The organism is Acetobacter sacchari, assembly GCF_017377715.1.
Classification (GTDB): domain Bacteria; phylum Pseudomonadota; class Alphaproteobacteria; order Acetobacterales; family Acetobacteraceae; genus Acetobacter; species Acetobacter sacchari.
Map to the genome: position 1 here is coordinate 121,607 of NZ_JAFVMF010000012.1, position 26,551 is coordinate 148,157.

Annotated in this window: 25 protein-coding genes; 9 read left to right on the plus strand and 16 right to left on the minus strand. The window is 61.6% G+C overall.

Annotated elements, in window-relative coordinates:
* Positions 1-68 precede the first annotated feature (68 nt).
* Positions 69-1,469: an aminotransferase-like domain-containing protein gene (locus J2D73_RS12320; RefSeq protein WP_207881842.1), complete on the minus strand. Its 1,401-nt coding sequence runs from the start codon at positions 1,467-1,469 to the stop codon at positions 69-71.
* A gap of 125 nt (positions 1,470-1,594) precedes the next feature.
* On the opposite strand from J2D73_RS12320, the gene J2D73_RS12325 reads away from it, so the two are divergent.
* Both J2D73_RS12325 and J2D73_RS12330 read left to right on the plus strand, forming a co-directional pair.
* A complete protein-coding gene (locus tag J2D73_RS12325) occupies positions 1,595-2,035 on the plus strand; it encodes a UrcA family protein (protein WP_207881843.1) in 441 nt (146 codons plus the stop codon).
* 7 nt (positions 2,036-2,042) lie between these two features.
* A complete protein-coding gene (locus J2D73_RS12330) occupies positions 2,043-2,894 on the plus strand; it encodes a PhzF family phenazine biosynthesis protein (protein ID WP_207881844.1) in 852 nt (283 codons plus the stop codon).
* Between the two features lie 29 nt (positions 2,895-2,923).
* Here the strand turns inward: J2D73_RS12330 and J2D73_RS12335 are convergent, their stop codons facing one another.
* Both J2D73_RS12335 and J2D73_RS12340 read right to left on the minus strand, forming a co-directional pair.
* A complete protein-coding gene (locus J2D73_RS12335) occupies positions 2,924-3,697 on the minus strand; it encodes a sulfite exporter TauE/SafE family protein (protein WP_207881845.1) in 774 nt (257 codons plus the stop codon).
* A gap of 99 nt (positions 3,698-3,796) precedes the next feature.
* Positions 3,797-4,723, minus strand: a complete 927-nt coding sequence (locus J2D73_RS12340) for an MBL fold metallo-hydrolase (RefSeq protein WP_207881846.1) — start codon at positions 4,721-4,723, stop codon at positions 3,797-3,799.
* A gap of 96 nt (positions 4,724-4,819) precedes the next feature.
* On the opposite strand from J2D73_RS12340, the gene J2D73_RS12345 reads away from it, so the two are divergent.
* The gene (locus tag J2D73_RS12345) at positions 4,820-5,470 is read left to right on the plus strand and encodes a peroxiredoxin (RefSeq protein ID WP_207881847.1); all 651 of its coding nucleotides are present in this window, start codon (positions 4,820-4,822) and stop codon (positions 5,468-5,470) included.
* Entirely contained in the window at positions 5,467-5,856 is a 390-nt protein-coding gene (locus J2D73_RS12350; RefSeq protein ID WP_207881848.1) for an ArsR/SmtB family transcription factor, read from the plus strand. The genes J2D73_RS12345 and J2D73_RS12350 overlap by 4 nt, the downstream gene beginning before the upstream one ends.
* Before the next feature lie 2 nt (positions 5,857-5,858).
* Here the strand turns inward: J2D73_RS12350 and J2D73_RS12355 are convergent, their stop codons facing one another.
* Positions 5,859-6,404: a cytochrome b gene (locus J2D73_RS12355; protein WP_207881849.1), complete on the minus strand. Its 546-nt coding sequence runs from the start codon at positions 6,402-6,404 to the stop codon at positions 5,859-5,861.
* On the minus strand, positions 6,404-7,489 hold the full coding sequence (locus J2D73_RS12360) for a catalase family peroxidase (RefSeq protein ID WP_207881850.1): 1,086 nt from the start codon (positions 7,487-7,489) through the stop codon (positions 6,404-6,406). Before J2D73_RS12360 ends, J2D73_RS12355 begins: the two co-directional genes overlap by 1 nt.
* 247 nt (positions 7,490-7,736) lie before the next feature.
* Between J2D73_RS12360 and trxA the strand changes: the two genes are divergently transcribed.
* From trxA to J2D73_RS12380, 4 genes are all read left to right on the plus strand, one after another.
* On the plus strand, positions 7,737-8,063 hold the full coding sequence (gene trxA / locus J2D73_RS12365) for a thioredoxin TrxA (protein WP_026397098.1): 327 nt from the start codon (positions 7,737-7,739) through the stop codon (positions 8,061-8,063).
* A gap of 366 nt (positions 8,064-8,429) precedes the next feature.
* A complete protein-coding gene (locus J2D73_RS12370; protein ID WP_207881851.1) occupies positions 8,430-10,001 on the plus strand; it encodes a 2-isopropylmalate synthase in 1,572 nt (523 codons plus the stop codon).
* A gap of 8 nt (positions 10,002-10,009) precedes the next feature.
* Positions 10,010-10,807 (plus strand): hypothetical protein, encoded by a 798-nt coding sequence (locus J2D73_RS12375; protein WP_207881852.1) that lies wholly within the window; start codon positions 10,010-10,012, stop codon positions 10,805-10,807.
* Positions 10,804-11,775 (plus strand): hypothetical protein, encoded by a 972-nt coding sequence (locus J2D73_RS12380; RefSeq protein ID WP_207881853.1) that lies wholly within the window; start codon positions 10,804-10,806, stop codon positions 11,773-11,775. The genes J2D73_RS12375 and J2D73_RS12380 overlap by 4 nt, the downstream gene beginning before the upstream one ends.
* 17 nt (positions 11,776-11,792) lie before the next feature.
* On the opposite strand, the gene serS is transcribed toward J2D73_RS12380, so the two are convergent.
* The 7 genes from serS to argS form a co-directional block, all read right to left on the minus strand.
* Positions 11,793-13,097, minus strand: coding sequence for a serine--tRNA ligase (gene serS, locus J2D73_RS12385; RefSeq protein ID WP_207881854.1), 1,305 nt, complete (start codon positions 13,095-13,097; stop codon positions 11,793-11,795).
* Positions 13,097-13,858, minus strand: a complete 762-nt coding sequence (gene tatC / locus J2D73_RS12390) for a twin-arginine translocase subunit TatC (protein WP_207881855.1) — start codon at positions 13,856-13,858, stop codon at positions 13,097-13,099. Before tatC ends, serS begins: the two co-directional genes overlap by 1 nt.
* A 26-nt stretch (positions 13,859-13,884) precedes the next feature.
* Positions 13,885-14,595 (minus strand): Sec-independent protein translocase protein TatB, encoded by a 711-nt coding sequence (gene tatB, locus J2D73_RS12395; RefSeq protein ID WP_341535086.1) that lies wholly within the window; start codon positions 14,593-14,595, stop codon positions 13,885-13,887.
* Positions 14,596-14,756: 161 nt separating this feature from the next.
* Complete coding sequence (gene scpB, locus J2D73_RS12400) at positions 14,757-15,488, minus strand: SMC-Scp complex subunit ScpB (RefSeq protein WP_341535088.1); 732 nt, start codon at positions 15,486-15,488, stop codon at positions 14,757-14,759.
* Between the two features lie 506 nt (positions 15,489-15,994).
* Positions 15,995-16,873 (minus strand): segregation and condensation protein A, encoded by an 879-nt coding sequence (locus J2D73_RS12405; RefSeq protein WP_207881895.1) that lies wholly within the window; start codon positions 16,871-16,873, stop codon positions 15,995-15,997.
* 4 nt (positions 16,874-16,877) lie between these two features.
* Positions 16,878-17,816 (minus strand): SPOR domain-containing protein, encoded by a 939-nt coding sequence (locus J2D73_RS12410; protein WP_207881856.1) that lies wholly within the window; start codon positions 17,814-17,816, stop codon positions 16,878-16,880.
* A complete protein-coding gene (gene argS / locus J2D73_RS12415) occupies positions 17,813-19,600 on the minus strand; it encodes an arginine--tRNA ligase (protein WP_207881857.1) in 1,788 nt (595 codons plus the stop codon). The genes J2D73_RS12410 and argS overlap by 4 nt, the downstream gene beginning before the upstream one ends.
* 401 nt (positions 19,601-20,001) lie before the next feature.
* Here argS and J2D73_RS12420 point away from each other — a divergent pair, with 401 nt between their 5' ends.
* Entirely contained in the window at positions 20,002-20,838 is an 837-nt protein-coding gene (locus tag J2D73_RS12420) for a hypothetical protein (RefSeq protein ID WP_207881858.1), read from the plus strand.
* 239 nt (positions 20,839-21,077) lie between these two features.
* Here J2D73_RS12420 and J2D73_RS12425 read toward each other — a convergent pair whose 3' ends face one another.
* The 4 genes from J2D73_RS12425 to J2D73_RS12440 form a co-directional block, all read right to left on the minus strand.
* The gene (locus tag J2D73_RS12425) at positions 21,078-22,349 is read right to left on the minus strand and encodes an autotransporter strand-loop-strand O-heptosyltransferase (protein ID WP_207881896.1); all 1,272 of its coding nucleotides are present in this window, start codon (positions 22,347-22,349) and stop codon (positions 21,078-21,080) included.
* A gap of 462 nt (positions 22,350-22,811) precedes the next feature.
* Entirely contained in the window at positions 22,812-23,429 is a 618-nt protein-coding gene (locus J2D73_RS12430) for a T6SS effector amidase Tae4 family protein (protein WP_207881859.1), read from the minus strand.
* Positions 23,426-24,001 (minus strand): hypothetical protein, encoded by a 576-nt coding sequence (locus J2D73_RS12435; RefSeq protein WP_207881860.1) that lies wholly within the window; start codon positions 23,999-24,001, stop codon positions 23,426-23,428. The genes J2D73_RS12430 and J2D73_RS12435 overlap by 4 nt, the downstream gene beginning before the upstream one ends.
* A 136-nt stretch (positions 24,002-24,137) precedes the next feature.
* Complete coding sequence (locus tag J2D73_RS12440) at positions 24,138-26,174, minus strand: NAD(+) synthase (RefSeq protein ID WP_207881897.1); 2,037 nt, start codon at positions 26,172-26,174, stop codon at positions 24,138-24,140.
* Between the last annotated feature and the right edge of the window lie 377 nt (positions 26,175-26,551).

Here is a 26,551-nt window from a genome sequence, read left to right on the forward strand (position 1 = left end):
GCGACGCCCATTCGATCACCAATATCAGTTAAGATATACAAAACATTTAAGCGAAACCTGAGAGCCTTTCAAACCACCCCCTCACACGCCAGCTCCTCCCGTCGAACCAACGCCTCCGAGACCACCGAAAGCGCCATCGCGAGCGACGTACGATCATCCGGAGCGCCCAGGCATAGCCGCAGGCCTGAATCCGCATCCTGCGACACAGCCGACGCATCGGGCGGCGTCAACTCGACCCCGCTGCGCAACGCACGCGCAGCCACCTGCTCTGCCGCCAGAGGCGAGAGAGGCAACCACACATGCGGCGAACATGGGCCGCCGGGTTGCGTCATCGCCGTTCCAAGCGCCGCCTGCGCCATCGCGAACCGGGCCGACGTTTCCTTACGCACATCCGCCATGATCGCGTCGACGCGTCCGTCCGCCACCCATTGCGAGAACACCAACCCACCCAACGCCGGGGGGCAATATCCCAGCGCCCTCACGCCGCGCAGCATTCTTTCGACCGGAAACAATTGCGGCAACACAAGGAACGCCAGCCTGAACCCCGGGCAGACGCCCTTGGACAGACTGGCGAGGTAGATCGTTCGCTCCGGCGCGAACTGTGCGATCTGCGGCGGCTTACCCGAGTATGAGTAATAGGCGTCGTCTTCGAGAATCAGAAGATCGCGCGCACGGGCGACCTCCGCGATTTCCTTCCGCCTCTGAACCGACATGGTGCGGGACGTCGGATTATGCAGCGTCGGCACTGTGAACAGCAGACGCGACCGCGTTTCGGCCGCCGCGCGGTCGAGCGCCTCTGGCGACAATCCCTCCGCATCCATCGCGACGCCACGCATGGCGATTCCGAAGTGTTCGGCGGCCATCCGTGCGCCGTAGAAGGTCGAGGATTCGCACAGCACCGTATCGCCGGGGCGACAGAGAGATGAAAAAACCAGCGCCAGCGCGTGCTGACCACCGTTGCACTGCACCAGATCGCCTGCCTGGACCTGCAAGCCGAACTGTCGGTCCAGCCACAACGTCGCCGCCTCCCGCACCGCTGGCAATCCCGCTCCCTGCACGTACTGCAACGCCGGTTCGAGAACACCGCGCACAGCAAGGTCAGCCAACGCGGCGTTCAGAGCCCCGACAAGTGACACCGGAGGGGGCGTATTGCACCGCAGATCAACGACGCTGCGATCTTGGGCGATCATCGCCCCCCTCTCCCGGGTCGGCACATCGCGCAGAGGGTCGGCCTGCGCACGCACGAACGACCCTCGACCAACATGGGCCGACAGCAATCCACGCCGCTCCGCCTCGGCGTACGCCCGCGTTACGCTGCCGACGCTGACGCCTAGACGAAACGCCAGTTCCCGTTGCGGCGGAAGCCTCTCCCCGGCGGAAAGGACGCCTGCGCGCATGTCGTGATCTATGGCGCTGACAAGGCGCTCATAAAGCGGAGCGTGGCCGTCGGGTAACTCGGGCGTCCACATGAAGCACCTCCTGCGGGTGAATTGTATTGGTTCAATATAAGAATTGATCTCTTTTGTGAAGCTGGCAATTTATAACAATCGAATCGATTCGTGTTGATTGTACTATAACAATCGGGACAACGTTTATGCTTTCCACTTTCATGGGCAGGACCCTCCCGCCCCCCACTGCTCAATTCGACCGACGGCACATCAGAATTCCGCGCGACGTTATGAGCGCCACGTGGATGCTAACGGCGGTCATCGGCGGCCTGATCCTGCTACTCGCGATCCGCACGCCAGCAGTGGCGCAGGACGATGATACAATCACCGAACACGTCGCCGTTTTGTGGCGTCCGGGCGACCTCGCGGACGCTGCACGCGCCAAAGCTCTTCTGCAACGTCTGAGCGCCGCTTCGATCGCCGCATGCGGCGGAGACAGCAGCACGTCGGCGCCGCTGAAGTCTGTAGCCGAGAACTCCGCCTGCCACCGCGAAAGTCTTCGGCGCGCCATACAATCCTTTCACAACCCGCTGTTGACTCGCCTCGCCAACGCGACCGACGCCGCAAACACCACAGATCAGGACTGATAACGCCATGACGACTGCACTGCCATTTCTTCAGGTCGACGTATTCGCCTCCACGGCGTTCCGCGGCAATCCGCTCGCCGTCATCGCCGGAGCCGATGCGCTGAGCGCTGCCCAGATGGCTCAGATCGCCAACTGGACGAATCTGAGCGAGACGACGTTCATCCTCAAACCCAGAGATCCACAAGCAGATTATCATGTCCGCATTTTCACGCCGCACGGGGAGCTTCCCTTCGCCGGGCACCCAACGCTTGGCACGGCCCACGTTTGGCGCACGCTCGGTGGGCAACCGAAAAGCGACGTCATCATGCAGGAATGCGGCGTCGGTCTGGTGCCTGTGCGTGAACGGGAGGGACGCTTTTCTTTCGCCGCTCCACCCCGTCGGCGCAGCGGCCCGGCCGACGCAGCGACCGTAGCCAAGGCGGCCGCTGCGTTGCGGCTGAACGCCGGAGACGTGATCGCAGCAGAATGGGCCGATAACGGCCCCGGCTGGCTGGCGTTACGCCTACGCTCACGCGAAGCGGTGCTGGCGGTGCAACCGGACTGGAACGCATTCGACGGGATGAAATTGGGGCTCGTCGGCGCATGGGACCCGGCGCGCGACGGAGATGCGGCGCAATTTGAAGTCCGCGCGCTGTACAGTGAAGGAAACGGAAGAGGATTTGAAGATCCCGTCACCGGCAGCCTGAATGCGGCGATCGCGCAATGGCTTATCGGCGGAGGATTCGCGCCGTCACATTATATCGCCAGCCAAGGCGCAGTGCTTGGACGCGCCGGACGCGTCTTCGTCGAGCAGGACGAAGGCAATATCTGGATCGGCGGCACCGTCGTCACGAGAATTCATGGAACGATCACGCCCTGATTCCTCACCGACAACCCATCGCGCGCGCGTCAGACGCTCCGCCAGATCATATAGGTGGCGACGAGAAAGATGACGCACGCGAAAAGCGTCGACAGAAGACCAGTTTTTCCGGCCATACTCCGGGCGGCCCGCGTTCCGACGAAACTGCCTGCGACGCCGCCCAGAATGAACAGCCCCGCCAGACGCCAGTCGATCAGGCCTGAGGCGAGATAACTCGCGGCCGTGCTGAAGCCGAAAACAGAGACCGCGACCAACGACGTGCCAATCGCGTTCAAAATCGGCATCCCCGTGGCGGCGATCAGAGCGGGCACGATCAGAAATCCGCCGCCGATGCCGAAAAATCCCGACAGGACTCCGGCGCCAAGCCCGCACCCCATGACCTTCGGCGCCGCCGCCCACGTAAAACCGCCTCCCGCACAGGCGACGCGCTTGCGGCCGCGCAACATCAGCACGCCAACGACAATCATCAGCAGCGCGAAGCAAAGCAACAGACGTTGGCCGTCTACGGCTTTACCGATCGTGGCTCCCAGCAGAGCGCCCGCCACGCCGCACCCCGCGAACAGGCCGGCGCAGCGCCACTGCACGACGCCGGAGCGCGCGTGATGCGTCAGCCCGGCAAGGGCGTTGACCGCGACGGCGAAGGCGCTGGTGCCTATGGCGACATGCGGATTGGCGACGCCGACGACATAGACCATCAACGGCACAGCGAGGATCGAACCGCCTCCGCCGATAAGGCCGAGCGTGAATCCAACCAGAGTTCCGCAGGCAATTTCAATCGCCGCGTGCAGAATGACTGAGTCCATGTCAGGCGACCTCACAGGCGAACGCGCCCGTCATCCCGGACGCTTGCGCGAACGCGGAACCACCCCTGCCGCACATAAATGGAAAAGCCGCCATACGCATTACAGGGTGTCGATCGGCACCTTCAGGTAACGTGTTCCGTTGCTCTCCGGCTCCGGCATCCGCCCGCCTCGCATGTTCACCTGCACCGACGGCACGATGAGGTTTGGCAGGGAAAGCGTGGCGTCGCGATCACACCGCATCTGCACAAACGCGTCTTCCTCTATCCCGTCGTGAACATGGATATTGCTATCCCTCTCGGCTGCGACTGTGGTTTCCCACGCGTAGCAGTCGCGGCCCGGCGCCTTGTAGTCATGACAGAGGAAGAGGCGCGTTTCGCCTGGCAGGGACAGAAGGCGTCGGATCGACTGAAACAATTGCCGTGCGTCCCCCCCAGGGAAATCAGCGCGGGCGGTGCCGTAGTCCGGCATGAACAATGTATCGCCGATAAAAGCAGCGTCACCGATGACGAACGCCATGTCGGCAGGCGTGTGGCCAGGCACATGGAGAACCGTCACCTGCACATCCCCGAGCGAAAAACGGTCGCCATCGTGAAACAGGCGATCGAACTGCGACCCGTCACGCGCGAATTCCGTCCCTGCGTTAAAAATTTTGCCGAATACATCCTGCACCCGGACGATTTCCGCCCCGATGCCCATTTTGCCTCCAAGCTGCGTTTGCAGCCAGGGTGCTGCGGACAGGTGATCCGCATGAGCGTGCGTCTCAAGGACCCAGGCGACTTTCAACCCTTCTGCACGGATATAGTCGACCACGCGCAGCGCCTCGTCATGATGCGTGCGGCCCGACGCCTGATCGTAATTCAGAACGCTATCTATAACCGCTGCTTCTCGAGTGACGGGGTCATGAGCCACATGCGTCGCCGTAAAGGTTTTCTCATCAAAGAACGTTCTGACCACAGGCGCGGGGCGCTCGCCCCGTCGCGCTGCAGCGATCTGAGCAAAAGCTTCCGCGAGCACCCTGTCCGACATCAAGACGTCTCCCATCGACGGAAAAATGAATTGATTAATTTAATTAATCCTGAAACTATATTGCGTCAAGGCAATCAGAATTTTATAAAGAACGCCATGAACGACTTCTCCAGCCAGAGCGCAGCGACGACCTTCCGCCCTTTCCCCAAGATCGGGGACAAGGCGCCTGATTTTTCGGCTCGCACGACGTTGGGGGAGCTGACGCTCAGCGACATACGTGGCCAGTGGGTGATCCTGTTCGCGCACCCGGCCGACTTCACGCCTGTCTGCACCAGCGAATTCATCGCCCTCGCCGCTGCGTCTCCGGAATTCGCCGCCATGGATTGCGTGCTGATCGGCCTTTCGATCGACAGCGTCTTTTCCCACCTGGCCTGGATTGAGGCCATCAGATCTGAATTCGGCGTATCGATTCCCTTCCCCATAGCTGAAGATCCCTCGATGGCGGTGTCACGGGCTTACGGCATGCTGGACGACACGTCTGAAAACAGCGCGACGATCCGCGCGATGTATGTCATTGACCCGGAGGGCGTGATCCGGGCCATTCAGTGGTACCCGCCTACCGTCGGCCGCTCTGTCGATGAGCTCAAACGCCTGCTGGCCGCGCTGCAACTGGTGTCGACCAGACCCGTGCTAACGCCGGAAGGTTGGCGCCCAGGCGAACCGCCCATAGCGCCACCTCCGGAGAAGCAGCGAGACCTCGCACGACTGGGCCCGCGGTGGTTTCTTCGGGAGGTTTCCGCTTCATGAGCGCCCTGACCCCCGAAAGCGCGCGAACACTTTCTGAATTTCTGAAAGTATATACGCAGCCCCAACGCCTGCTGATCCTCGATACGCTACTGCGCGGCGAGCGCGCGGTCAGCGATATCGAGAGCCAAACTGGCGTCACGCAACCCACACTCAGCCAGCAACTCGCAACCCTGCGGCGCGCCGGAGTGATCGTGGCTCGGCGGAAGTCCCGCGCCATTTTCTACGCTCTGGCCAGCGACGCCGAGACACGGCGGGTGCGCCTGTTGCTTGGCGTCGCCAACGACGCCTCGCTTCCCGCCGATGCGGGGTCGCCCTACCTCTGCACAGCATCATCGCCTCGACGTGAGTCCGGAGCCAGTTTCGCCCGCGTACACCCCCTGCTCTGACGTTATTTCTTGCCACCGCGCCGGACCGTCATGCTCGGGAACACATCATCTCGCAGTACCAGACCGTGCAACAGCGCGGCCCCAAGATGAGCGAGCACGACGGCGAGCAGTGAAAAAGCGAGCCACGAGTGGAGATGGCGCAGCGTTGCAAACAACTCCGTGTCGTGAGGCAGGATAGGCGGTAGAGACGCACCGCCCCACATCGTCACCGGATACGCGCCGGCCGAAAGCATTCCCCACCCCACCAGAGGCTGCGCGATCATCAGGACGTAAAGCACGACATGGGACGCTCGCGCGGCTAGTCTAAGCACAGGCGGCAAGGTGTCAGGCAACTGAGGCGCACGAAACAGGAACCGATTGGCAAGCCGGACGAGCGCCAGCAACAGGATTGCTATTCCCAAAGGCCGATGCAGATCGACAAGCGTGTGATAGGCCGGACCGACGGTCGCCGCCATAAACACGCCGATGAACAGCATCGCCAAAATCATCGCCGCCATGAGCCAGTGCAGCACTCGCGCGGAAATCGGAAAACTCTCGACACTGCGCATTATTGTCCTCCGGAGCGAACGGCGGCGGGCGTAATCTCGCTGGGCGGCTTGGTTTCGCCGGAGCGCAGGGCGAAGGAGCGGGAATAAACAGCCGAACGTGCGGCCGGAATCGGATCGTCGGACGGAGCGACGCCCTCCGGTAAAATCAGCGGGTCAAAAGTTATGCCCGTGCATGGGCCGCCGTCCTCGCTCTCCGCCTTCGTGAGCGTCAACGTCCCCGCGTCGATCTTGCGTCTCTGCTCTGGCCAGGCGGCGGTCGGGTCGGCCGTTGGATCGCCCGGCTCGCCGACCGTCACCATCAGGCGCCAGCGAAGCTGTCCCTGCGCCAGCGCTTTCAGAAGATCGTCGAACAAGTAATCCTGCCCGCCCTCTCCGGCCGCAGGCGGCTCCACCGCCTGCTCCGGGACCATCGCCCACCGCACGGGCGTCGCAACCCCCTCAGCGTTCACGAAGAGAAAGGCGTCGAGGCTGTTATACGTGTCGTTAGCGAAGCCGGACGTCAGCGCGCGCGCCTTGAGAAGGCCTAGCGCGTTTTTGGTTTCGGGATGTTTGTCCAGAAAAGCCCCTATCCGGGCGGGGTCCGGCTGCCCCGTTCCGGGAACAGGCGCAGTGGCCAGCGTGAAATCACTGAAATCCGCCGCGTTTCTGACAAGGAAGACCGGAATATCGTTGATGCCCATGCGCCATTCGGCGCCATTCGTCGGCATGAACCGCAACGCCAGACTGCGCACCTTGCCCGGCGCGTCTGGCTGGTTCGGCGCGCCGCCCGCTAGGGCGAAACGTCCGACGACCTGCGAACGCTCTTTTCCGAACAGCGCCGCGCGCGACAGAGGCGTCGCGGCGCCAGACCCGTCGAACCAGCCAGACACACATACGCCTTTTGCATGATTACGCCTGAAACCCGGATGCGCCCCATCTACCGCGTGAAAATCACGCATGAACGTCGCCGGTGTAAGGCGGTCGGGAGACAGCCACCCGGCTGTCGCGACGAACGCCGCCGCGACAGCCGCAGGGGCCGCGACCACCGCAGCCAATCGCAACGCGCCCCCCTTTTCAGTCAGATTTTTACGTATCAGTGCCAACATTCGGGACGATGCTCCCTGGCGGTCCGACACCCCGGATCTGACGATCAGATACCAAAGCAGGGCGCTCGAAACGGCGTCGCGCTGTCGTGACGATGCGCATCATTTCTAGCGCGCATCGTATTTTTCCTGCGATACATTTTTTTACTTTCCGGTGGGCGTCCGCCGCAGGAAAGAGCGCGCAGCAGAGGGGGACTTGACCCCGCCGCGTCTCACCCCAAGTGTTCGGGGACACAACTGGAGCGCCAACATGAGCGAGAACACCGTCGCAGTCAGCGACAGCACCTTCGAAACCGACGTCCTCAAAGCGGAGGGACCGGTCCTTGTCGACTTCTGGGCGGAGTGGTGCGGCCCTTGCAAAATGATCGCTCCGGCGCTCGATGAAATCGGCGCTGAACTGAAGGGCAAGCTGACCGTCGCCAAGGTCAATATCGACGACAACCCCGTCACCCCGAACAATTTCGGCGTTCGCGGCATCCCGACACTGATCCTGTTCAAGGACGGCAAGCCGGTCGAAACCAAGGTCGGCGCACTACCCAAGAGCCAGCTCAAGGCCTGGGTTCAGGGCGCGCTCTGAAGCACCCCCTCCCCGCCGCGCGCCAGACCGGCTGCGCGACGGGGACCGTTTCCCGGTTCAGGCCCACCCCGTGCGAGAATTTTCCTTGCGTCCGCGATGCGGTCCTGTATCCTGCCCCGCATGGTTTCGACCCGCGTCCTTTCTGATTCGATGCCGCGCCACAGCGCGCCGATGACGCGCGTCCACGCCCTCGGTCAGCTTCCCCAGCTTCTCCTTCGACTTATCCGCCCCTGAGCGATCGGGCCGACAGGACGTCGGCGCGCCCAGGGGTTCGAAGACAGCATCAGCGTTCCGTTCGTCATTTCGACGCCGGAACCGGGACAACGCGCAAGCCGTTATGACGGCGCAGACCATACCGAGGTTACCATGGCTATCGATCATCCTTCCTTCGGCCGCATCGAAGACAACCGGGTCATCATCTTCGACACCACCCTGCGTGACGGAGAGCAATCCCCCGGCTTCTCGATGAATCTGGACGAGAAGCTGCGCATGGCGCAGGCGCTGGCCGATCTCGGCGCGGACGTCATCGAGGCGGGTTTCCCCGTAGCCTCCAAAGGCGACTTCGAATCCGTCAGTGAAATCGCCCGCATCGTGCGCGGGTCGGTCGTCTGCGCGCTGGCCCGTTCCGGCGGCAAGAACGACATCACCGCCGCAGGACAGGCCATCGCCGGCGCCGAACGCGGACGCATCCACAACTTCATCTCCACCTCCCCGCTGCACATGAAATACAAACTGAGGATGGAGCCGGAGACGGTTCTGGAGATCATCACCGCAGGCAACGTCGCCGCCCGCAACTTCACCGCCGACGTCGAATGGTCCGCCGAAGACGGATCGCGCACCGAGCCGGACTTCCTGTGCCGCTGCGTCGAAGCCGCGATCAAGGCGGGCGCCACGACCATCAACATCCCCGACACCGTCGGCTACGCCACGCCCGAAGACATGGAGCGCATCTTCTCCATGCTGAAAGAGCGCGTGCCCGGCGCCGACACGGTCATTTTCTCCGCGCATAACCACAACGATCTGGGTCTGGCCGTCGCCAACACGCTGGCCTCCCTGCGCGGCGGCGCGCGGCAGATCGAATGCACCATCAACGGCATTGGCGAGCGCGCAGGCAACGCGGCGCTGGAAGAGATCGTCATGGCGCTGCGTACGCGTCAGGACCAGATGCCCTACACCAATGGCGTGCAGAGCGAGAAGCTGCTGAAGGTCTCGCGCATGCTGTCGACCATCACCGGTTTCGACGTACAGCCGAACAAGGCCATCGTCGGCCGCAACGCCTTCGCGCATGAGAGCGGCATCCATCAGGACGGCGTGCTGAAGAACGCCGCGACGTATGAGATCATGACGCCGGAAAGCGTCGGCTGGTCCAAATCCTCGCTGGTGCTGGGCAAGCATTCAGGCCGCGCCGCGTTCCGCGACAAGCTGACGGCGCTGGGCTACACGATCGGCGACAACCAACTGAACGACGCGTTCGAACGCTTCAAGGATCTGGCCGACCGCAAGAAGGTCGTTTACGACGACGATATCGTCGCTCTGGTCGATGACGAGGTTCGCGACCACGCCCGCATCCGCTTCCTGGCGCTGGATGTTTCCGCAGGCTCGCGCCGCCCGGCGGAAGCCACGCTGGAGCTGGAAATCGACGGCGAACTGGTGGAAGCCACCGCCACCGGCAACGGCCCCGTCGACGCCGCCTTCAACGCCATCCGCAGCGCGTTCCCGCATGAGGCGCGTCTGGCCCTGTATTCCGTCGGCGCCGTCACCGAAGGCACTGACGCGCAGGCCCGTACGACGGTGCGTCTGGAAGAGGATGGCAAAATGGTCGATGGACAGGGCGCTGACGCCGATACGGTGGTCTCCGCCGTCCGCGCGTATGTCCACGGGCTGAACAAGCTGCTGGTGAAGCGGGCTCGGAGTGAGCCGGAGGCGTTGCCGGCCTGAAGGGTCGAATGACGAATTCGACAACGCCAGCATCAGAAAATTTCTCATGCTGGCGCAGGCAAAAATTTTTAATGAAAAAACAGACTATCTGCACCATTGCCCTGCTGCTCGTCAGTTTTCATCAGCCCAATGCACGAGCGAACGGCCGGGAGCGACACGCTGAAACTATACGTTTCCTTATGAAAGACCCAGAATTAGGGGGCGCGTCTTCCTCAATTATTCTGACTATCCCGAGAGATTTTTTTGAAGATGGAGTCAGCCCCGCAACCGAAAGCACTGCTGATAGCGCGCTTCTGTTCGTGACGTGGCCTTCCTGGACAACAAACAACGATCCATCTTCATCAGAATATCTTAGAATCCTACTCGAACCAACCAATACATCCTTCGGTCCTGAGAAAATTGTTTCCGGAATTATGAAAGCCTTTATCAGCGACCGCGCCCATAACAGGCAGATAAATTTCGATCTGGGGCTACGGGCCCCTCAGGTTTCCTCGCTCGACGCCCCTTACCCCTCTGGTTACGGCTTGCGTGAAATTACAAGATATTTTCCTACCGCGAATGACGACCCAATACGGGTCGAGAATTTTATTTTGGGTGAAGCAACCCAACCAAAAAGTTTTTTACGTTGCGACAAAATGCATTTATCGAACGCGCCACAATGCCAATACTGGTTTGTTTATAAGGAAATTTTAGTAAAACTTACCTTTGACAGAAAATATGTTTCAGATTTTTACAAAATGGAATTAACAACGAAAGAACACCTCGACGTATTCCTTAACCCAGACTCAACAAAGGAAACTCGATGAGCAATTCAGACATACTCATAGATGCGCTGTCCGTTTCCAGAAACAAGCGAGATAGATCAACTTACTATAGAACTTTGTCAAAAGCCGGCGACCCTTACGGAGAACTGGCGTTAGGCGTCGTTGAGCAGTCACTTATTTCGGGCCGCACGGCAAAACATTTTGCCGAATTCGGAGCCGCTTGCGCCGGAATTAATCTAAACGACAACCTTTGGTTGCAAATCAGCAACGATCTTATGCTGGCTGATTTTGATGCACGTGAAGCGCAAAGCGGGGCCAAAGGCGAAGCTCGCCACCTCCCGTGGAACGCAATCCGCGATTATCACTATGCCGTATTTAGAAAACACGGACTGCCAGCCTACGCATGGACAGCAGGAATACCTTTGGATCTGGCCTCCGGGGCCACCTACCCCGATGCAGACAACGGAACAACCACATCACGAAATGCAAATGCAGCGCAATTATGGAACGAAATGCTTACGAGCGGCGACATAATAAGCGTCGCATGGGACAGCTTCGCTCCCGAACGCAAGGCGATTCTTTTTAAGCTTGGCCTACAATCATCCACGCAACAACAACGAATATCTCAACTGCCGGGCGCACCAACCGCTCCCGCATTCACTGCGTACACTGCAACGAACTCTGCCGTCATTTCTTTTTACGCTGGACAATCAATAACGTTTTTAATCGAAAAACTTTCCTTTTCATGGAAAAATTCCACCGCAGCCGCCTGCAAGCAGGCAGTCGACATCATGACATGCACAGATTTACTCAATAAACGAGAAAGCTCCGCCTTGTTTTGGATGCGCGGCGTAACCCTCGCGGCACTGCCCACTACATGGGACACGACATCTCCCGTGAACTTTTTCCAACCGCTCAATTTAAGTTTTGGCGATGTCGTCGATAAATCTTACCGCGCTTTTTTATTATACACCCAAAGATCTTTAGATCCGAAGTCCATTCTCAAATAATTTGCAAGAACGTTCTCTCACGGATCAGAAACACTCGCCCCGCACCCCAAGCGCTCCACCCCACCCATATACGGCCGCAACACAGGCGGCACGGTCACGCTACCGTCCTCTTCCTGCCAGTTCTCCATCACCGCAATCAGCGTGCGCCCGACCGCAAGGCCCGACCCGTTCAACGTGTGCACGAACACCGGCGCGCCTTCGCCGGGGCGATAACGCGCGTTCATCCGCCGCGCCTGAAAGTCGCGCGTGTTGGAGCAGGATGAGATTTCACGCCAGGCCTGCTGGCCCGGCAACCATGCCTCAAGGTCATATGTCTTCGCGGCGCCGAAACCCGTGTCGCCCGCGCAGAGCAACAGGCGTCGAAACGGGATTTCCAGCAGTTCCAGCACACGCTCGGCGCAGCGCGTCATGCGCTCATGCTCGGCGTCGCTCCCCTCCGGCGTGGTGATCGACACCATTTCGACCTTCTCGAACTGGTGCTGGCGCAGCATCCCGCGCACGTCTCGACCGGACGCCCCTGCTTCGGAGCGGAAGCAGAGCGACAGCGCGCTCAGGCGGATCGGCAGTTGCGCTGCGTCCACCATCTCGCCCATGACGGAGGCCGTCAGCGGCACTTCAGCGGTCGGCACCAGCCAGCGGCCGTCGGTCGTAACGAAAGACTGATCCGCGAATTTCGGCAGCTTGTCGGTGCCGTACATGGCGGGTTCGTTCACCAGAACTGGCACATGGGTTTCGCTGTAGCCATGCTCGGTCACATGCAGGTCAAGCATGAACTGGCCCAGCGCGCGCTCCAGACGCGCGATCCCGCCGCGCAGCATGACGAAGCGCGCGCCGGACAGACGCGCGCCTGTGGCGAAGTCCATCTGCGCGTAACCGTCCTGCTGCATCGCCTCGCCAAGTTCGAAGTGCTGCTTCGGCGTGAAGGCGAAGTTACGCACGGCGCCGCGTTCGTGGACCACGACGTTCGCGGTCTCGTCCGCGCCAGCCGGCACGCTGGCATCAAGCCGGTTGGGCAGCACGGCGAGGCGATCGCGCGTCTCCACGTCCAGCGCCTGCGCGCGTGCGTCCAGCCCTTCCATCTCGGTGCGCAGGGAGACCGCTTCGGCCTCCAGCGCCGCGCTGTCGCCCTTGTTGCGGCGAATGACGCCAATTTCCTTGGACAGCGCGTTGCGACGCGTCTGCTTCTCCTGCAGCGCGGTCTGGGCGGCGCGACGTTCTTCGTCGAGCGCGAGAATCGAGACGGACACGGGCTCCAGTCCACGGCGGGCGAGGTCGGCGTCGAATCCGGCGGGATCGGCGCGCAGCGCGCGAAGGTCGTGCATCAGGAAGCCTCTTGGTCTGTCTGTGTCGGCTCGCTCCGTGGCTCCACGAGGCGGGCCGAGATGATGGAAATCTCGTAAAGGATGATCAACGGCACGGCGAGACCTGTCTGCGTGATCACGTCGGGCGGCGTCAGGATAGCGGCCGCGACGAAAGCGCCGACGATCGCGTAGCGACGAAATTTCTTCAACTGCGCGGAGGTGACGATCCCGGCGCGGGCCAGCAGCGTCAGCACCACAGGCAATTCGAAGGCCACGCCAAACGCCATGATCAGCTTCATGACCAGCGCCAGATATTCCGACACCTTGGCCTGAAGCTGGATCTGCAACCCGTCATCGCCGCCGGAGGTCTGGAACGACAGGAAGAAGCGCCACGCCACCGGGAAAATGAAGTAATAGGCCAGCGCCGCCCCGAGCAGAAACAGAATCGGGGTCGCGATCAGGAACGGCGCGAAGGCGCGCTTCTCCGAGCGATAAAGCCCCGGCGCGATGAAGATCCACGCCTGTATCGCAACGACGGGGAAGGACAGGAACGCGGCCCCGAAGGCCGCGACCTTGATGTAGGTGAAGAACGCTTCGTACAGCGCCGTGTAGATCAGATGCGGCTGTTCGCCCTTCTGCCGCATGATCTCGCCAAGCGGCCGCGCAAGAAACAGATAGATGTCGCCTGCGTAGTGGTAGCACAGCGCGAAGCACAGGCCGAAGCTGACGGCGGACCAGAGCAACCGGCGCCGCAGTTCGAGCAGGTGCTCAAGAAGCGGCATGGGCTCGTCATTGATGGCGTCCTGTTTCAGAGCCCTTCCTCCCCGATAGCCATATGGTCGGCGCTCTTTTTTGTCTGTGCGGCCGACGCCGCGAACGGAGCCACGCGATGCGTTCCATGCAGAACGCGGATCGGCGGCAGGATCGACGGCGCGGCCAGACGACGACGCTCAGCCATCACACGGCGCGCGGTGGAGGGCGGCAACACTGCTGGCGGCGATTTCGGGCGTTGGTCGTGGTCCGCCGACACATTGGCCACGGGCGGCGGCGCCGGAGAACCGATCTCGATCGCCGGCGGCAGTGGCGGTTCGATTACACCAGCGAGGGTCCCGTCAGATGACGGCGTATGGGGAGACAGGGCGGAACTAGTGTTCTGCGCCGCCGGTCCCGTCAGCAGACCCGACCGCGCCAGCGGATCGTCAAAGGCGCGGCGAATCTTGCCGTCGCCGTCGACCGCACGCATGACTCGACCCCGCACGTCGAAATTGCGCAGGTCACGGACATGATCCCGCACTTCACCGAGGTCCGCCTCTCGCACCATTTCATCAACATGGCTCTGGAATTCGGTGGCGAGGCCACGCGCCTTTCGCACCATACGTGCGACGGCGCGAATGGCGGTCGGCATATCCTTCGGGCCGATCACCAACAGGGCGACCATCCCGATCAGGGCGAATTCCGACCATGCGAAATCAAACATCGTCACCGCCCACGCGAACAGCCGCCCACGACGCGGCGGCATGACCTACCAGTGCGCGAGGGGTCTCGCGCATAGCATGAAGACGACAGCCGGTCATTGCGCGACCTGCCGCCGACCAGCCCCCCCCGAGCGGAAGAGGTGGAATTCGGACCACGCTTACCCTGACCGCAGCGATGTGGAAACCACCGGCGGAGGATGAAGCATCAGTCCTCGTCGTCAGACAGAGCCTCCGATGCGCCTGCGTCTCCCTCTGATGGCTTGCGCGTATCATCATCGGGCACGGAGCGCCCACCCATGTCCTCCTCCTCCGGAGAAGACGACTCTTCGGAGCTTTCCGTCCCGTGCGTCAGCAGATCGGCGGAGCTCTGTTGTGCGTTATGTGTGACGGGCAGACGCGGCGAGGTCGGCATGTCGCCAAGAAGTTCCTCACGACGCGGCAGCGCCGTCAGGCTGGTCAGTCCGAAATGCCGCAAGAAATCGGCGGTCGTGCCCCACAATACCGGTCGTCCCGGCACTTCCTTCCGCCCGCGCGGCGCGATCAGGGACTCCTCGATCAATGTGTCGAGTACGGTTTGCCCCAGGCTAACACCGCGAATTTCCTCGATTTCCGCCCGGGTGCAGGGTTGGTGATAGGCGATGATCGCCAGCGTCTCCATCGTGCCGCGCTGCAATCGGCGCGGCTTGGCGAGCACCTTTGTGAGCATTGGGGCCAGATCCGGGGCGGTACGAAACTGCCAGCCGCCGGCGACTTCAACCGGAGCCACCCCTCGCCCGTCATAGCGCGCCACAAGCGCGACAAGGGTCTCGCGCACATAGGCGCCGACGTCCTGCACCGCTTCCGGAATCATGGCGCGGCTTTCCAGAAGACCGAGAATCGTCCGGGCGCTGACCGGCTCCGTGCTGGCGAAGATCAGCGCCTCCACCGCTCGGATCACCTGCTCGCTGGGCGGCCGGGGAGGTTCTGCGGGCCGCGAGTCGACGGTCTGGACTTCGGCTCCGTTCGCCTCAGCCAGTGGCGCAACATTCGCCGCCGGGACGACCACTGGCGGGTCTTCGGCGGTTTCGCGCCTGTCCGCGTCAGACGCGAAACCGTCTTTTTGCGCGCTCTCGGCGTGACGGATTTCAGCCGCAGAAATAGCGACGCCGGCGCCTTCCTCCGACAGTGCGCCGGCTCCAGCGTCAGCAACTCCGGGAGCATCAGCCTCCGAGGCGCCAGCTTCGAATTCCTGTGTCGCGGAGGCGTCAGATTGCCGCATGTCAGATTCGAACCCTGCGCCCCCTGACATGTCTGTGGCGGCCCCTGCCGCCTTCGGGGTGTCTGTCGCGTCAGCTGGCTCCTTCGCAACGCATGTCTCGCCCGCGCCAGACAGCGTTATCGCGGCTTCAGGCGCAGCGTCGTCACAGCGCGCGTCGTCGGCGCCCATAGTTTCATCGGCCCCGCTCACGCTCCGCTCTCCTGCGGACGCAACATGATTCGCCCGAAAGCTTCGTCCTGACGCAGTTCCAGCGTCCCGCTTTTGGCCAGCTCAAGTCCGGCGATCAGGGTTCCGGCCATGGCCGCCCGACGTATTCTCATGCTCTCGATTTCATCGCCCGAGGCGGGCAGATCAGGAAGATAGGCGTCGAGCGAACTCCAGCCCGGCGGAGTGTCGCCCAACAGGCGCTTCAGTCTGGAAAGCGCGTCCTGCACCGTCCAGAAGCGGATCGCACGCGGCGTATAAACCCGGGTGCGGGAGGACCGGCGGATCGCGGCGAGGTACGCCCGCATCAGCTGCGGCACGTCAAGCACGAGTCCTGATCGATCAATCTCAATCAGGGATTCTGCCTCCCCGCGCGCGAACACGTCTCGGCCGAGTTGCGGCCGTTCCGCCAGCCAGCTTGCGGCGGCTCCGATGCGAGCCAGTTCCTCAAGCCTCGCCGCAAGCAGCTCGGCCGCGTCCTCCGCCTCTTCGTCCGGACCATCCTCGGGCGGCAGCAGCAGACGCGACTTGAGCCACGCCAGCCAGGCCGCCATCACCAGCCAATCCGCCGCCAGTTCAAGGCGAATGGAGCGCGCGGATTCGACGACCGCCAGATACTGCTCGACCAGTTGCAGGATCGAAATCCGGGCGAGGTCCACCTTCTGCGCCCGCGCCAGATCGAGCAGCAGGTCCAGCGGTCCCTCGAACCCTTCCAGTCGCAGCACCGGAGAGCGCGGGAGCCCCTCAACCCCGTCCCCGACAGCCTCAGCAAGTGGCGGCGCGGCGGAATCCGTCACGACACCGGCCGCCGCATCGTTGCCGCGCACCCCACCATCTGCCCTCGCCCTGTCTGAGGCCATGTCCTCAGGGGCGGATCGGATTGCAGGCATGCCCGTGTCCGCGCAGCTTCTCGCAGAAGGACTGCGCTGCGGCCATGCTGTCGAAGCCCCGCATCCGCAGACGGAAGAAGATCGCGGTCTTGTTGGTCACCTTCTCGATCTCGGGCGCATGACCGGCGAACAGGTCGGGCGCGGTCGCTCTTGCGCGATCCCACTCCTTGCGGGCGTTCGCTTCGGAGTCGAGCGCGGCCAGTTGCACGCCGTACGGTCCGCTTGCAACCGGCTTGGCGGTCTCCTCGGGCGGCGCTTTCGACTGGACCGGCGGTGCGTCAGCTTGATCGGCGTGGCTCGTTTGTGTCGTTGCCGTATCAGGCAACGGCTTGGCGGTTACGGTCGAAGGAGGCGCAGCAGGCGTGGGCGACGGCGATGCTTCGGTCGCCTTTGACGCGTCCTGCGACGGGGCGTCCTTCGCGGGAGCCGAAGCAGCGTCCGGAGCGGACGCTGGCGCAGGAGCGACGGCGGGCGGCTCTTCAGAAGCCGCAGCTTTCCCTCCATAACGTGCGGCCAGCGCCGCCGGGTCCGGCTGCTCCGGCCCCGGCGCCAGGTGGGTGGCGCCCTCAGGCGTTTCGGCAGGCGCCATCACGCCATCGAGTTGCATGCCGCCCGGATCAGCTGGCTTTTCACGCACCGGTCCCGGCGGCGGGCCAAGAACAGGAATGCCTCCCTGATGATGACCCAGCAGGGACCAACCGCCGATACCAAGCACCAGCAGCCCACCTAACCCGGCGACGCCGTAGGTCAGGCGACGTGTGTTCGCGTCGCCCGCCAGCAACGCGCCCAGCGCCAGCTTGCCGCCAGACCGGCGCGGCGGCGGCGCGTCCTCGTAATCAGTCGCCATGCGCTCGCGCGCACGGTTCAGCCGATCTTCGTGCGGATCTGGCGGCGTGTCGTCGCGGTCTGTCATCGCATCTCCTCCACCGGTTCGACGCCCAGAACGGCCAGCCCCGAGCGGATCGCCATCGCGGTCGCCGCGACCAGAGCCAGGCGGGCGCGCGTCGCCTCCGGCTCGTCCGCCTGCAGGAACCGCAGCGCCGCGTCGTCGCGCCCACGATTCCACAACGTGTGGAAGTCGGCGGCAAGGTCGCCAAGATAGAACGCTATACGGTGCGGTTCGTGCGCCTGCGCAGCGCCCTCTACCGTACGCGGCCAGCTTGCGATGCGACGGATCAGGGCGATCTCGGCGTCCGCCGTCAGGCTGGCGAGATCAGCGGCCTCAAGCGCCACAGGCGTCACCGCCTCCGCCCCCAGCATCTCTTCCGCCGAACGCAGGACAGAGCGGCAACGGGCGTGCGCGTATTGAACGTAGAAAACCGGATTGTCGCGCGTCTGTGCGACGACCGCGTCCAGATCGAACTCCATCTGTGCGTCGCTCTTGCGCGTCAGCATGGTGAACCGCACCGCGTCGCGTCCAACCTCATCCAGCAGATCGCGCAGCGTCACAAAGGTTCCCGCGCGCTTGGACATCTTCACCGGCTGCCCGTCGCGCACGATGTGCACGATCTGGCAGAGCAGCACGTCAAGCGCCACGCGCCGGTCGGTCAACGCGCTGACGGCGGCCTTCATACGGCTGACATAACCGCCGTGATCCGCGCCGAGCACGTCGATCAGCGTCGCGTCGCCGCGCTCCACCTTGTCGAGATGGTAGCCGATATCATTGGCGAAATAGGTGTTCGATCCGTCCGACTTGCGCAACGGACGATCCACGTCGTCGCCATAATCGGTCGAACGAAAAAGCGTCTGAGGCCGCGCTTCCCAATCATCCGGCAGCTTGCCTTTCGGCGGCTCCAGCACGCCTTCGTAGAGCAGACCCTTCGTTTCCAGAACGCCGATCGCGCGATCGGTCACGCCGTCGGCCAGCACCTTGGCTTCGGACGTGAAGACGTCGTGGCGCACGCCAAGAAGTTCAAGATCTTCGCGAATCCCGGCCATCATCTGGCCAATGGCGAAGGCCTTCACCAGATCGAACCAGCGCTCCGGCGCGGCAGGACGCGCGCCATCTTCCGCAAGACTGGTCCCGTGCGCCTCCGCCAGAGCCTGGCCAATGGGGATCAGATAATCGCCGCGATATTGCAGGCCGCCCGGGACTACGGCGTCATATTCCGCTTCAGTCATCGTTGTCCCGATGACCTCCAGGTACCGCCAGTAAGCAGCCCAGGCCAACGCAGCGACCTGCGCGCCGGCGTCGTTGATGTAAAATTCCTTGGTGACGGCGTAGCCCGCCTTGCGCAGCAGGTTCGCCAGCGCGTCGCCAACCACGGCGCCACGGCAATGACCGACATGAATCGGCCCTGTCGGGTTGCAGGAGACGTACTCGACGTTCACCCGCTCTCCACCGCCAACGCGGGAATCGCCGAAACCTTCGCCCGCGCGCAGTACGGAGGGCACGACGCTCTGCAGTACGGCATGGTCCAGTGTCAGGTTCACAAAACCCGGCCCGGCGGCTTCCGCTCGCGCCACTCCATCGACATCGGCCAGCGCAGCAGCCAGATCCTTCGCGATGTCCGCTGGTTTGCGGCGCGCGGCCTTTGCGGCCAGAAGCGCCGCATTGGTCGCCATATCCCCGTGAGCGGGATCGCGCGTCGGCGTCAGTTCCACGCGGGCGAGGACGTCATCGCCCACCTCGGGCGCGACGCGTCGCAGCACGTCGAGGACATGCGCGCGGTAGCGGTGGAACAGACAATCGGACATGCGTAAGGGCTCCCTCCCTGCGCTCTCGCCGCCAGACGGACGGCAAAGCGGATGCCGTCATACAGCGCAACGCGACGAAATGCGACGGGGGATGAGATAAGGGGTTCTCACCCCAAAAGGCAGGACTGTGATCACGCCAAGCGAAGGAAGCTCCCACTCACCGGGTGTCGCGCTGTCAGAGAGGGAGGGGGGGGAGGGAGCGCAGACAATAAACCGACCATAGCGTACAACAGACGCCCGCAACGCACTACCCGACACGGCAACACTAGAAAAAACTGTGACGATTTCGACCTCGCGCCGTCCCCTTGCACACTGATGGCCCTTGCAATTCTTGGGAAAGGAACGAAACGTTACCTCTTTCGCCTGAGACGCAGGGCGATCAATGAAGCGAGCGGCGACAGATGTCCGACACTGCGAATAAAGTTCCTCAGTTCTCCGCTATGCGCGACGCCCTCAAAGGGAGACGTCGAAATCTGACGTCACGTCCTTTGCACGTTGACTCTGACGACGAAGACTCAGACAGCGACGATCCTCTTGTTTTTTATCGGGCGTTACGGCCCGACGAAACGAACAACGTTTACGTAACTGGACTATCTCCCATTGCCTATAAAGAACAAACGTCCAGAAAGGGAGTATCTACTGTCACTCCCATCCCCGAAGACCCGGGCGTGACCCAATATCAACATGTAAGGCACTCCAGTAAAGCTGCTAAGAGCCAATATATATCAGCGTCAAGAAGTAAAAAGCTTGCCTGCGCTTGGGCCGTATCAGGCGGCCAAACCGGCCACATCGCACGGATAGAGCTGGATGAGGCTGACTATGACGGAAAAGTATTCGACTTGACGGACACGAGCGTCAGAGACGCCCTGGGCTTTGAAAGTGGAAACGATAGAAGCAGTGGCCCTACAGCCACCTCATTCGCCACAAGCTCCCAAGAGGTCCTGATAAAGGGAGTGGTGCCCCCCGAATCCCTGACCCTGATTAAAGTTACGCGCGTCGACAGAAAAAGCGCCGAAGGCGCATCGAGCTATGAGCAGGCTGGTGCGTCAAACAGATTTACAACCAGAAGCAAGAAAACAGAATCCGGAAAAAAAACATCTCCCTACTCTATGGTTCTTAAAACAGTAAAAAATCAAAAAAAACGCGACAGAGAGTCTGTTGAAACAAGTGCGGGATTCGTCGAATTCGAAGAAATCCCCAACAACAAGCGGAGGCGAGAAGCAGACGCTGCCCTATAGCGCAATGACAGGACATACGACGAGGGACAACCTGCGAACGAACGAGCCGTAACCGCCCTGTCTACCGCCACTTACCGTCTCATCGAACCGGACAACAGATACGCGTCTTACAAAGCGGGGCTCTTTGTCGCCACAACGGATCACTAACAACTTGGGCCAGACCTCTACAGTCGTTGACGTTCGTCCCCCTTCCTCTTGGGTCTACTACCGCCGATCACGATTTAAACTTCGGCTGAAATTCAACAGGCGCCCACAGAACTCCCACGAACGTCACGGATAACCTCATCCACCTTCCCGATCACCATCTCACCGGTGATGAGCCGCGTGCATTCAAACTGCCTTGGCGTCTCCTTGTGCTTCGGACACCACAGAAAGTCCTTGTGGTCGAACCGCTCCCTAGGGTCGTTCCAGCAGGAGTTGCACGTATGCCAGTTAATGACGCGATAAGGCGTGTGGAATTCATTGTTCGGATGCGTGAAGCCGGAAACTAGGACGGCAGGACAGCCCGCTGACCAGGCGAGCCACGCCAGCCCTGAACTGTTGCCTATAAAAAAATCGGCATGTTTCAGCCACCGCGCGCGCTCGGCCAAAGGCCGGTCGCCAGTCTGGTCCTCCGCCCCAAATGGGATGTGATTCCAGACGATGCCAGTTCCATGCACCTTTTTCTGGTCTATGCAAACGACGCGATATCCCTGCGTCTTGAGATGAGCCACGACGTCCAGCCAGCCACTCGGGTTGTTCCAGTATTTGCACTGCGAAGACGCTTGCACGGCGATGCACACGTAAGGCTCATCAATTGGACGTCCTTCGTCCGGGAAGGCTATCCGGGCAGGGTCTTCCTCCGGAGAAACACCGAGAATATAGGCTGCGGTTCGGTGCAAACCGACAAACCTGAAATCGGTGGGCTGATGGTTGCAGTCCGCATCGTCGAAAAACAGCCCCAGACTATACGTCGCATAGAACGTCTCGGCGAGATTTCTTTCGACGATTTCTTCATGCGTTACAAAGTCGATATCAGGATATGCGTCACGAAAAAGTGGAACGATCAAAGAGGACAATCCACACGTGACCTTCGCGCCGTGCGCCTCGGCGAAGCGCGCCGCGTAAGGCATCCAGGCAAGCGTGTCGCCAAGCGTTCCGATTGGAAACTGGACCAGAACGCTCTTTCCCCGCGCGTCGTATTCGTGACGAAAAACCTCCTCTCCCAGACATCCCTCACGCTCGTTTTTCCACACAGTCACGCCAAAGCGCACGAACCAGCGCTTACTGGAATGGATCGTAGCGCCCTTAATACCCGTCTGATCGAAAAGAATGTTGCCCGTATTCAAATCCCGCAGTTGAACACGCCAGGATCCGCTTTCAGGATGAGGCACGGCGACACGACAGCCGACGTTGAAATCGAACCGAACGCCGAATGGTCCTCCCTGCGTCGGCCGGGATGCCGGATCCGGATATGGCTTGATCGACGCTGAAGTTACGCCAGACGTCGTGTTGTCGTCCGTCGCGATCATGTCATCGGCAGCCGATGAGTGTTCAGGATGAGCAGCCCCAGACATAGACCCATTCACTTTGCGGATTTGATCGAACGCCCCAAAATGTGGGCAAAATAGAAAACAAAACCCTAAGAAACCGCCCGGGCTTGGGTTTATTTACGTCTCGCGGACGCGTCAAGCCGCCCTTCGAGCCTGTTTGGAAATTCGCGCTGGCAGCGACCCAATGCGCGTCTTCGGTGCTCACGGTCGTCGAGGCGGCGCGCGCCGACATCCGGAATACACGTCGGAAGCGGCCCGAACCGGGCCACACTCGCCCGCCAGCATGAATTTCCAAACAGACGCTCCAACACACGGATAAAAAGTGAATCTGGACACTACTTTACGCTTCGCGCATGCAGAAAAAATTACGCCCAATAAATAAAAATACCATTTTAAAACAAAAACTTTGTCAAACGATATTGGATCGATAGCCACTAAAAATCAAAAAGAGACGCGGCGCAACAAACCGTAAGCTCTCGACATCCGCCGCTCATCAGAACCGTGGCAGATTGGCTTTCCCTGGCGCGAGCCATAGCGCCACTCCGTTCGCGACATTGAAAAATCTCTATCAGGGCGACTGATGCCGTTTATCTCATCAAAAAAGGTCACGCCGTCCCACAGGTCGATATGACCCGTAGCCCGCGTCCGGCCGTCAGGGTTAAGGCCAAACGTAATATCAAAACTGATGAAACCCACTTTCCCGCGAAATTTCTCGCGGGAAACCGGCTTGCCCTTCACCTCGATATCCGGCGGTCCATAATAGGATCGCACCCAGGCGTCGAACTCCCTCGCCCGAAATCCGTATCGCAGACGATCTGCGCCACGGACCGTCACCATGTGTTGTGCGGGTTGCGGAATGTGAGCCCCGCTGTAGTTAAAAGCTCGGCTCATACGCAGGGTGCAGGTGTCGCCGGACGCACCGCCCAGCCACTGGTCGGCTGGCGGCGCGGTCGTGTCGTCAGCCGACCCGCCGATCATGTGCTTCAACGCCAGCACCGTTTGCCGGTATGGGTAGTTGGCGACCAGCCTGTCAAAAGACGGAAGCGCACGACGCGTCATTTACTCGCCTCCTTGCCAGCAGTGATTTCCATCACAAGAATATCCGTTGGCACACGAACGTGTGGCTTGGGGAAGCTTCCGGGATCTTCCTCGATATGCTCGAGACCTTCGACAGTCAGAACATATCCATGATGCGCAAATGCGTTCGCTATGGGCGATCTTTTCAGGACAGAGTTCAACTCTCCCGTCAAAACGTCCGGCAACGCTCCGTGCCTGGGCTGCCCTGTATCGACATTCCAGTTGGCGTCCGGACGCTGCAATTCGTCCTGCAACTGGTGGATCAAAGCCGTCCGGGAACCCGCAAGTCTTACGGAAAAACTGTCCGGTAAAGCCCGTTGCACGATCATCTTTCCAAGCAGCGCGTCAAGCGCCTCGCCCTGAACCGTCAACGCCTCGCGTTCGTCGCCAACTTTGAAGACCAGCATCGTCCCGCCGCTGTCATCAATGCGCGACAATGTTTTCGCGGAAACTCCTGCACCCGAAGTAACGGACACACTGGTCGGAAGCTGCGCGTGCGCGACGGACGACAGGTGCAGAACAAAAATAGCGACCAACAAAACAAGACGACGCATCAAGCCCCCAAGACTGCGTCACATTTCAAAACGCAGCCAAAAGAGTCCTAGCATCGCCAAGCGTCCAAAATTTGTTTCAAATAATATATGATATCAAATTTGTATTCTTCGAATCCTGCAACTTATCATGCGCGCTTCATTCCGGCACGCCACGCTCCAGTTCTTCCAGCCACGCCCGCGCGTTCCCGTCAGATGGCGCGCGCCAGTCTCCACGCGGCGACAGCGCTCCGCCTGCGACAATCTTCGGGCCATTCGGCATGGCGGAGCGCTTGAACTGGCTGGTGGCGAAAAACCGCCTCAGGAAGACGCCCAGCCAGTGACGAATAACGGACAGATCATACTCGCGTCGATCAGCGTCGGGGTATCCCGGCGGCCATGCGCCGCGCGACGCGTCGCGCCACGCGGCCTCCGCCAGAAACGCGATCTTCGATGGCCGAGAACCGTAACGCAGGACGTGAAATAACGTGAAGTCGTGCAGCGCATATGGCCCGATGGTCGCCTCGGTGCTCTGCGCGCCATTTTCACCTGCGGGGATCAATTCCGGTGAAATTTCTGTCGCGAGAATTGCGCGCAGAATCTCCGCCGCTTCCACATTAAACTGCCCGGAAGAGATGAACCAGCGGATCAGGTGCTGGATCAGTGTTTTCGGCAGGCCGCCATTGACGTTGTAGTGCGACATCTGGTCGCCGACGCCATAGGTGCACCAGCCGAGCGCGAGTTCGGACAGATCCCCGGTGCCGATTACTATGCCATTGTGCCGGTTCGCCAGCCGGAAGAGATAGTCTGTCCGCAGCCCCGCCTGAACGTTCTCGAAGGTGATGTCGTAGAGCGGTTCGCCGTCGGCGTATGGGTGGCCGATCTGCTCCAGCATCAACAACGCGGAAGACCGGATATCCAGTTCCTCGGCAGTGACGCCCAGCGCGTTCATCAGGGCGTGCGCATTGGCGCGCGTCCCGTCGCTGGTGCCGAAGCCCGGCATGGTGAACGCCAGAACCGATTTCCGCCCGATGCCCAGTTCGTCAGCAGCACGGGCTGCGATCAGAAGCGCCTGTGTCGAATCGAGACCGCCCGAAACGCCGATGACCATCGTCCTGGCGCCGCTGGCCTCCATCCTGCGACGGAGCGCCGCGACCTGTATGGTGCAGGCTTCATAACAGTCCTGCGCCAGTCGTGCCGGATCGTCCGGCACGAAGGGAAAGCGGGGCACGACGCGGCGCAGGCCCAGATCACCCGGCGGAGGGGAAAAACGGCGCACGATCCTTCGCCACCCTGCGTCTCCCGCAGCAGATGCGTTGTGAGCGAAAGACGTCATGCGCGCACGTTCCTGCCGCAGCAGGTCGAGGTCGATATCGGCCATGACAAGCCTGACGCCTGCGGGAAAGCGATCACTTTCCGCCAGCTTGCGCCCATTTTCGAAAATCGAGACCTGCCCGTCCCAGGCGACGTCGGTGGTCGATTCACCCTCGCCCGCCGCCGCATAAAGATAGGCGGCGTGACAGCGAGCCGATTGCGACAGGCACAACATGTCGCGCTCGTCAGCCTTGCCCACGGTGATGTCGCTGGCGGACAGGTTCGCCAGCACCGTAGCTCCGGCAAGCGCTGCGTGCGTGCTCGGAGGCAACGCGACCCACAGGTCTTCGCAAATTTCGACGCCGACGCGAAAACCGGCGATGTCGCTAGCCTCGAACATCAGGTCGCAGCCGAAAGGAACCTCCGCGCCCGCAACGCGAATGCTCTCCCCGCGCAACCCGGCTCCGGGCGTGAATTGCCGCGCCTCATAGAACTCGCGATAGTTCGGCAGAAAAGATTTTGGCACGACGCCAAGAATTTCACCACGATGGATCGCGACGGCGCAGTTGTACAGAGCGTCCCGATGACGCAGCGGTGCGCCGACCAGCAGCAGCGGGAGCAATGTTTCGCTCGCGGCGGCGAGACTGGCGATCGCTTCCTCCACCGCGTCGAGCAGCACGTCCTGCTGACGCAGATCGTCGATCGCGTAGCCGGACAGACCAAGCTCGGGGAAGACCGCAAGAACGGCGCCTGCGTCTCCGCATTCCGTCGCAGCTTCGATGACGCGCGCGACGTTGGCGCGCGGATCAGCGAGCGTCACCGGCAGGGTGCAGGCGGCGACGCGGGCGAAGCCATGACGATAGAGGGATCGGAAGTCCCACATTGGGCGCCTCGCACTGGAGTTGGCCTCCCGCCGCACGTTGAGGTCGGCGGGATTGAGTGTGTCGTCCATTATATCGTGACCGTGCGGCCCGACAAAACGTCGCCTCCCTGAGCCCGACGCGCTGCGAGGTAGGCGGAGCATGCACCTCCTTTCGTGTGTTTCGAACATTTTCGTGACGGCGAAGGCCACGCAGGACTGCGCCACGCGCTGAGCAAAGGTCGGATTGGCGCCGCCCAACCTTTTCAGGCGACCGCTTACTTGGCAGCGCGCCACGGCGACGCTATGCAATTGCCCCCGCGCAGATGAGCGTGGCCGACGAGCGGCCGCGCCGCACCCGCAGGGCGCCGCCCGGTCGCTTGGTCTTCACGCCGTCCGGA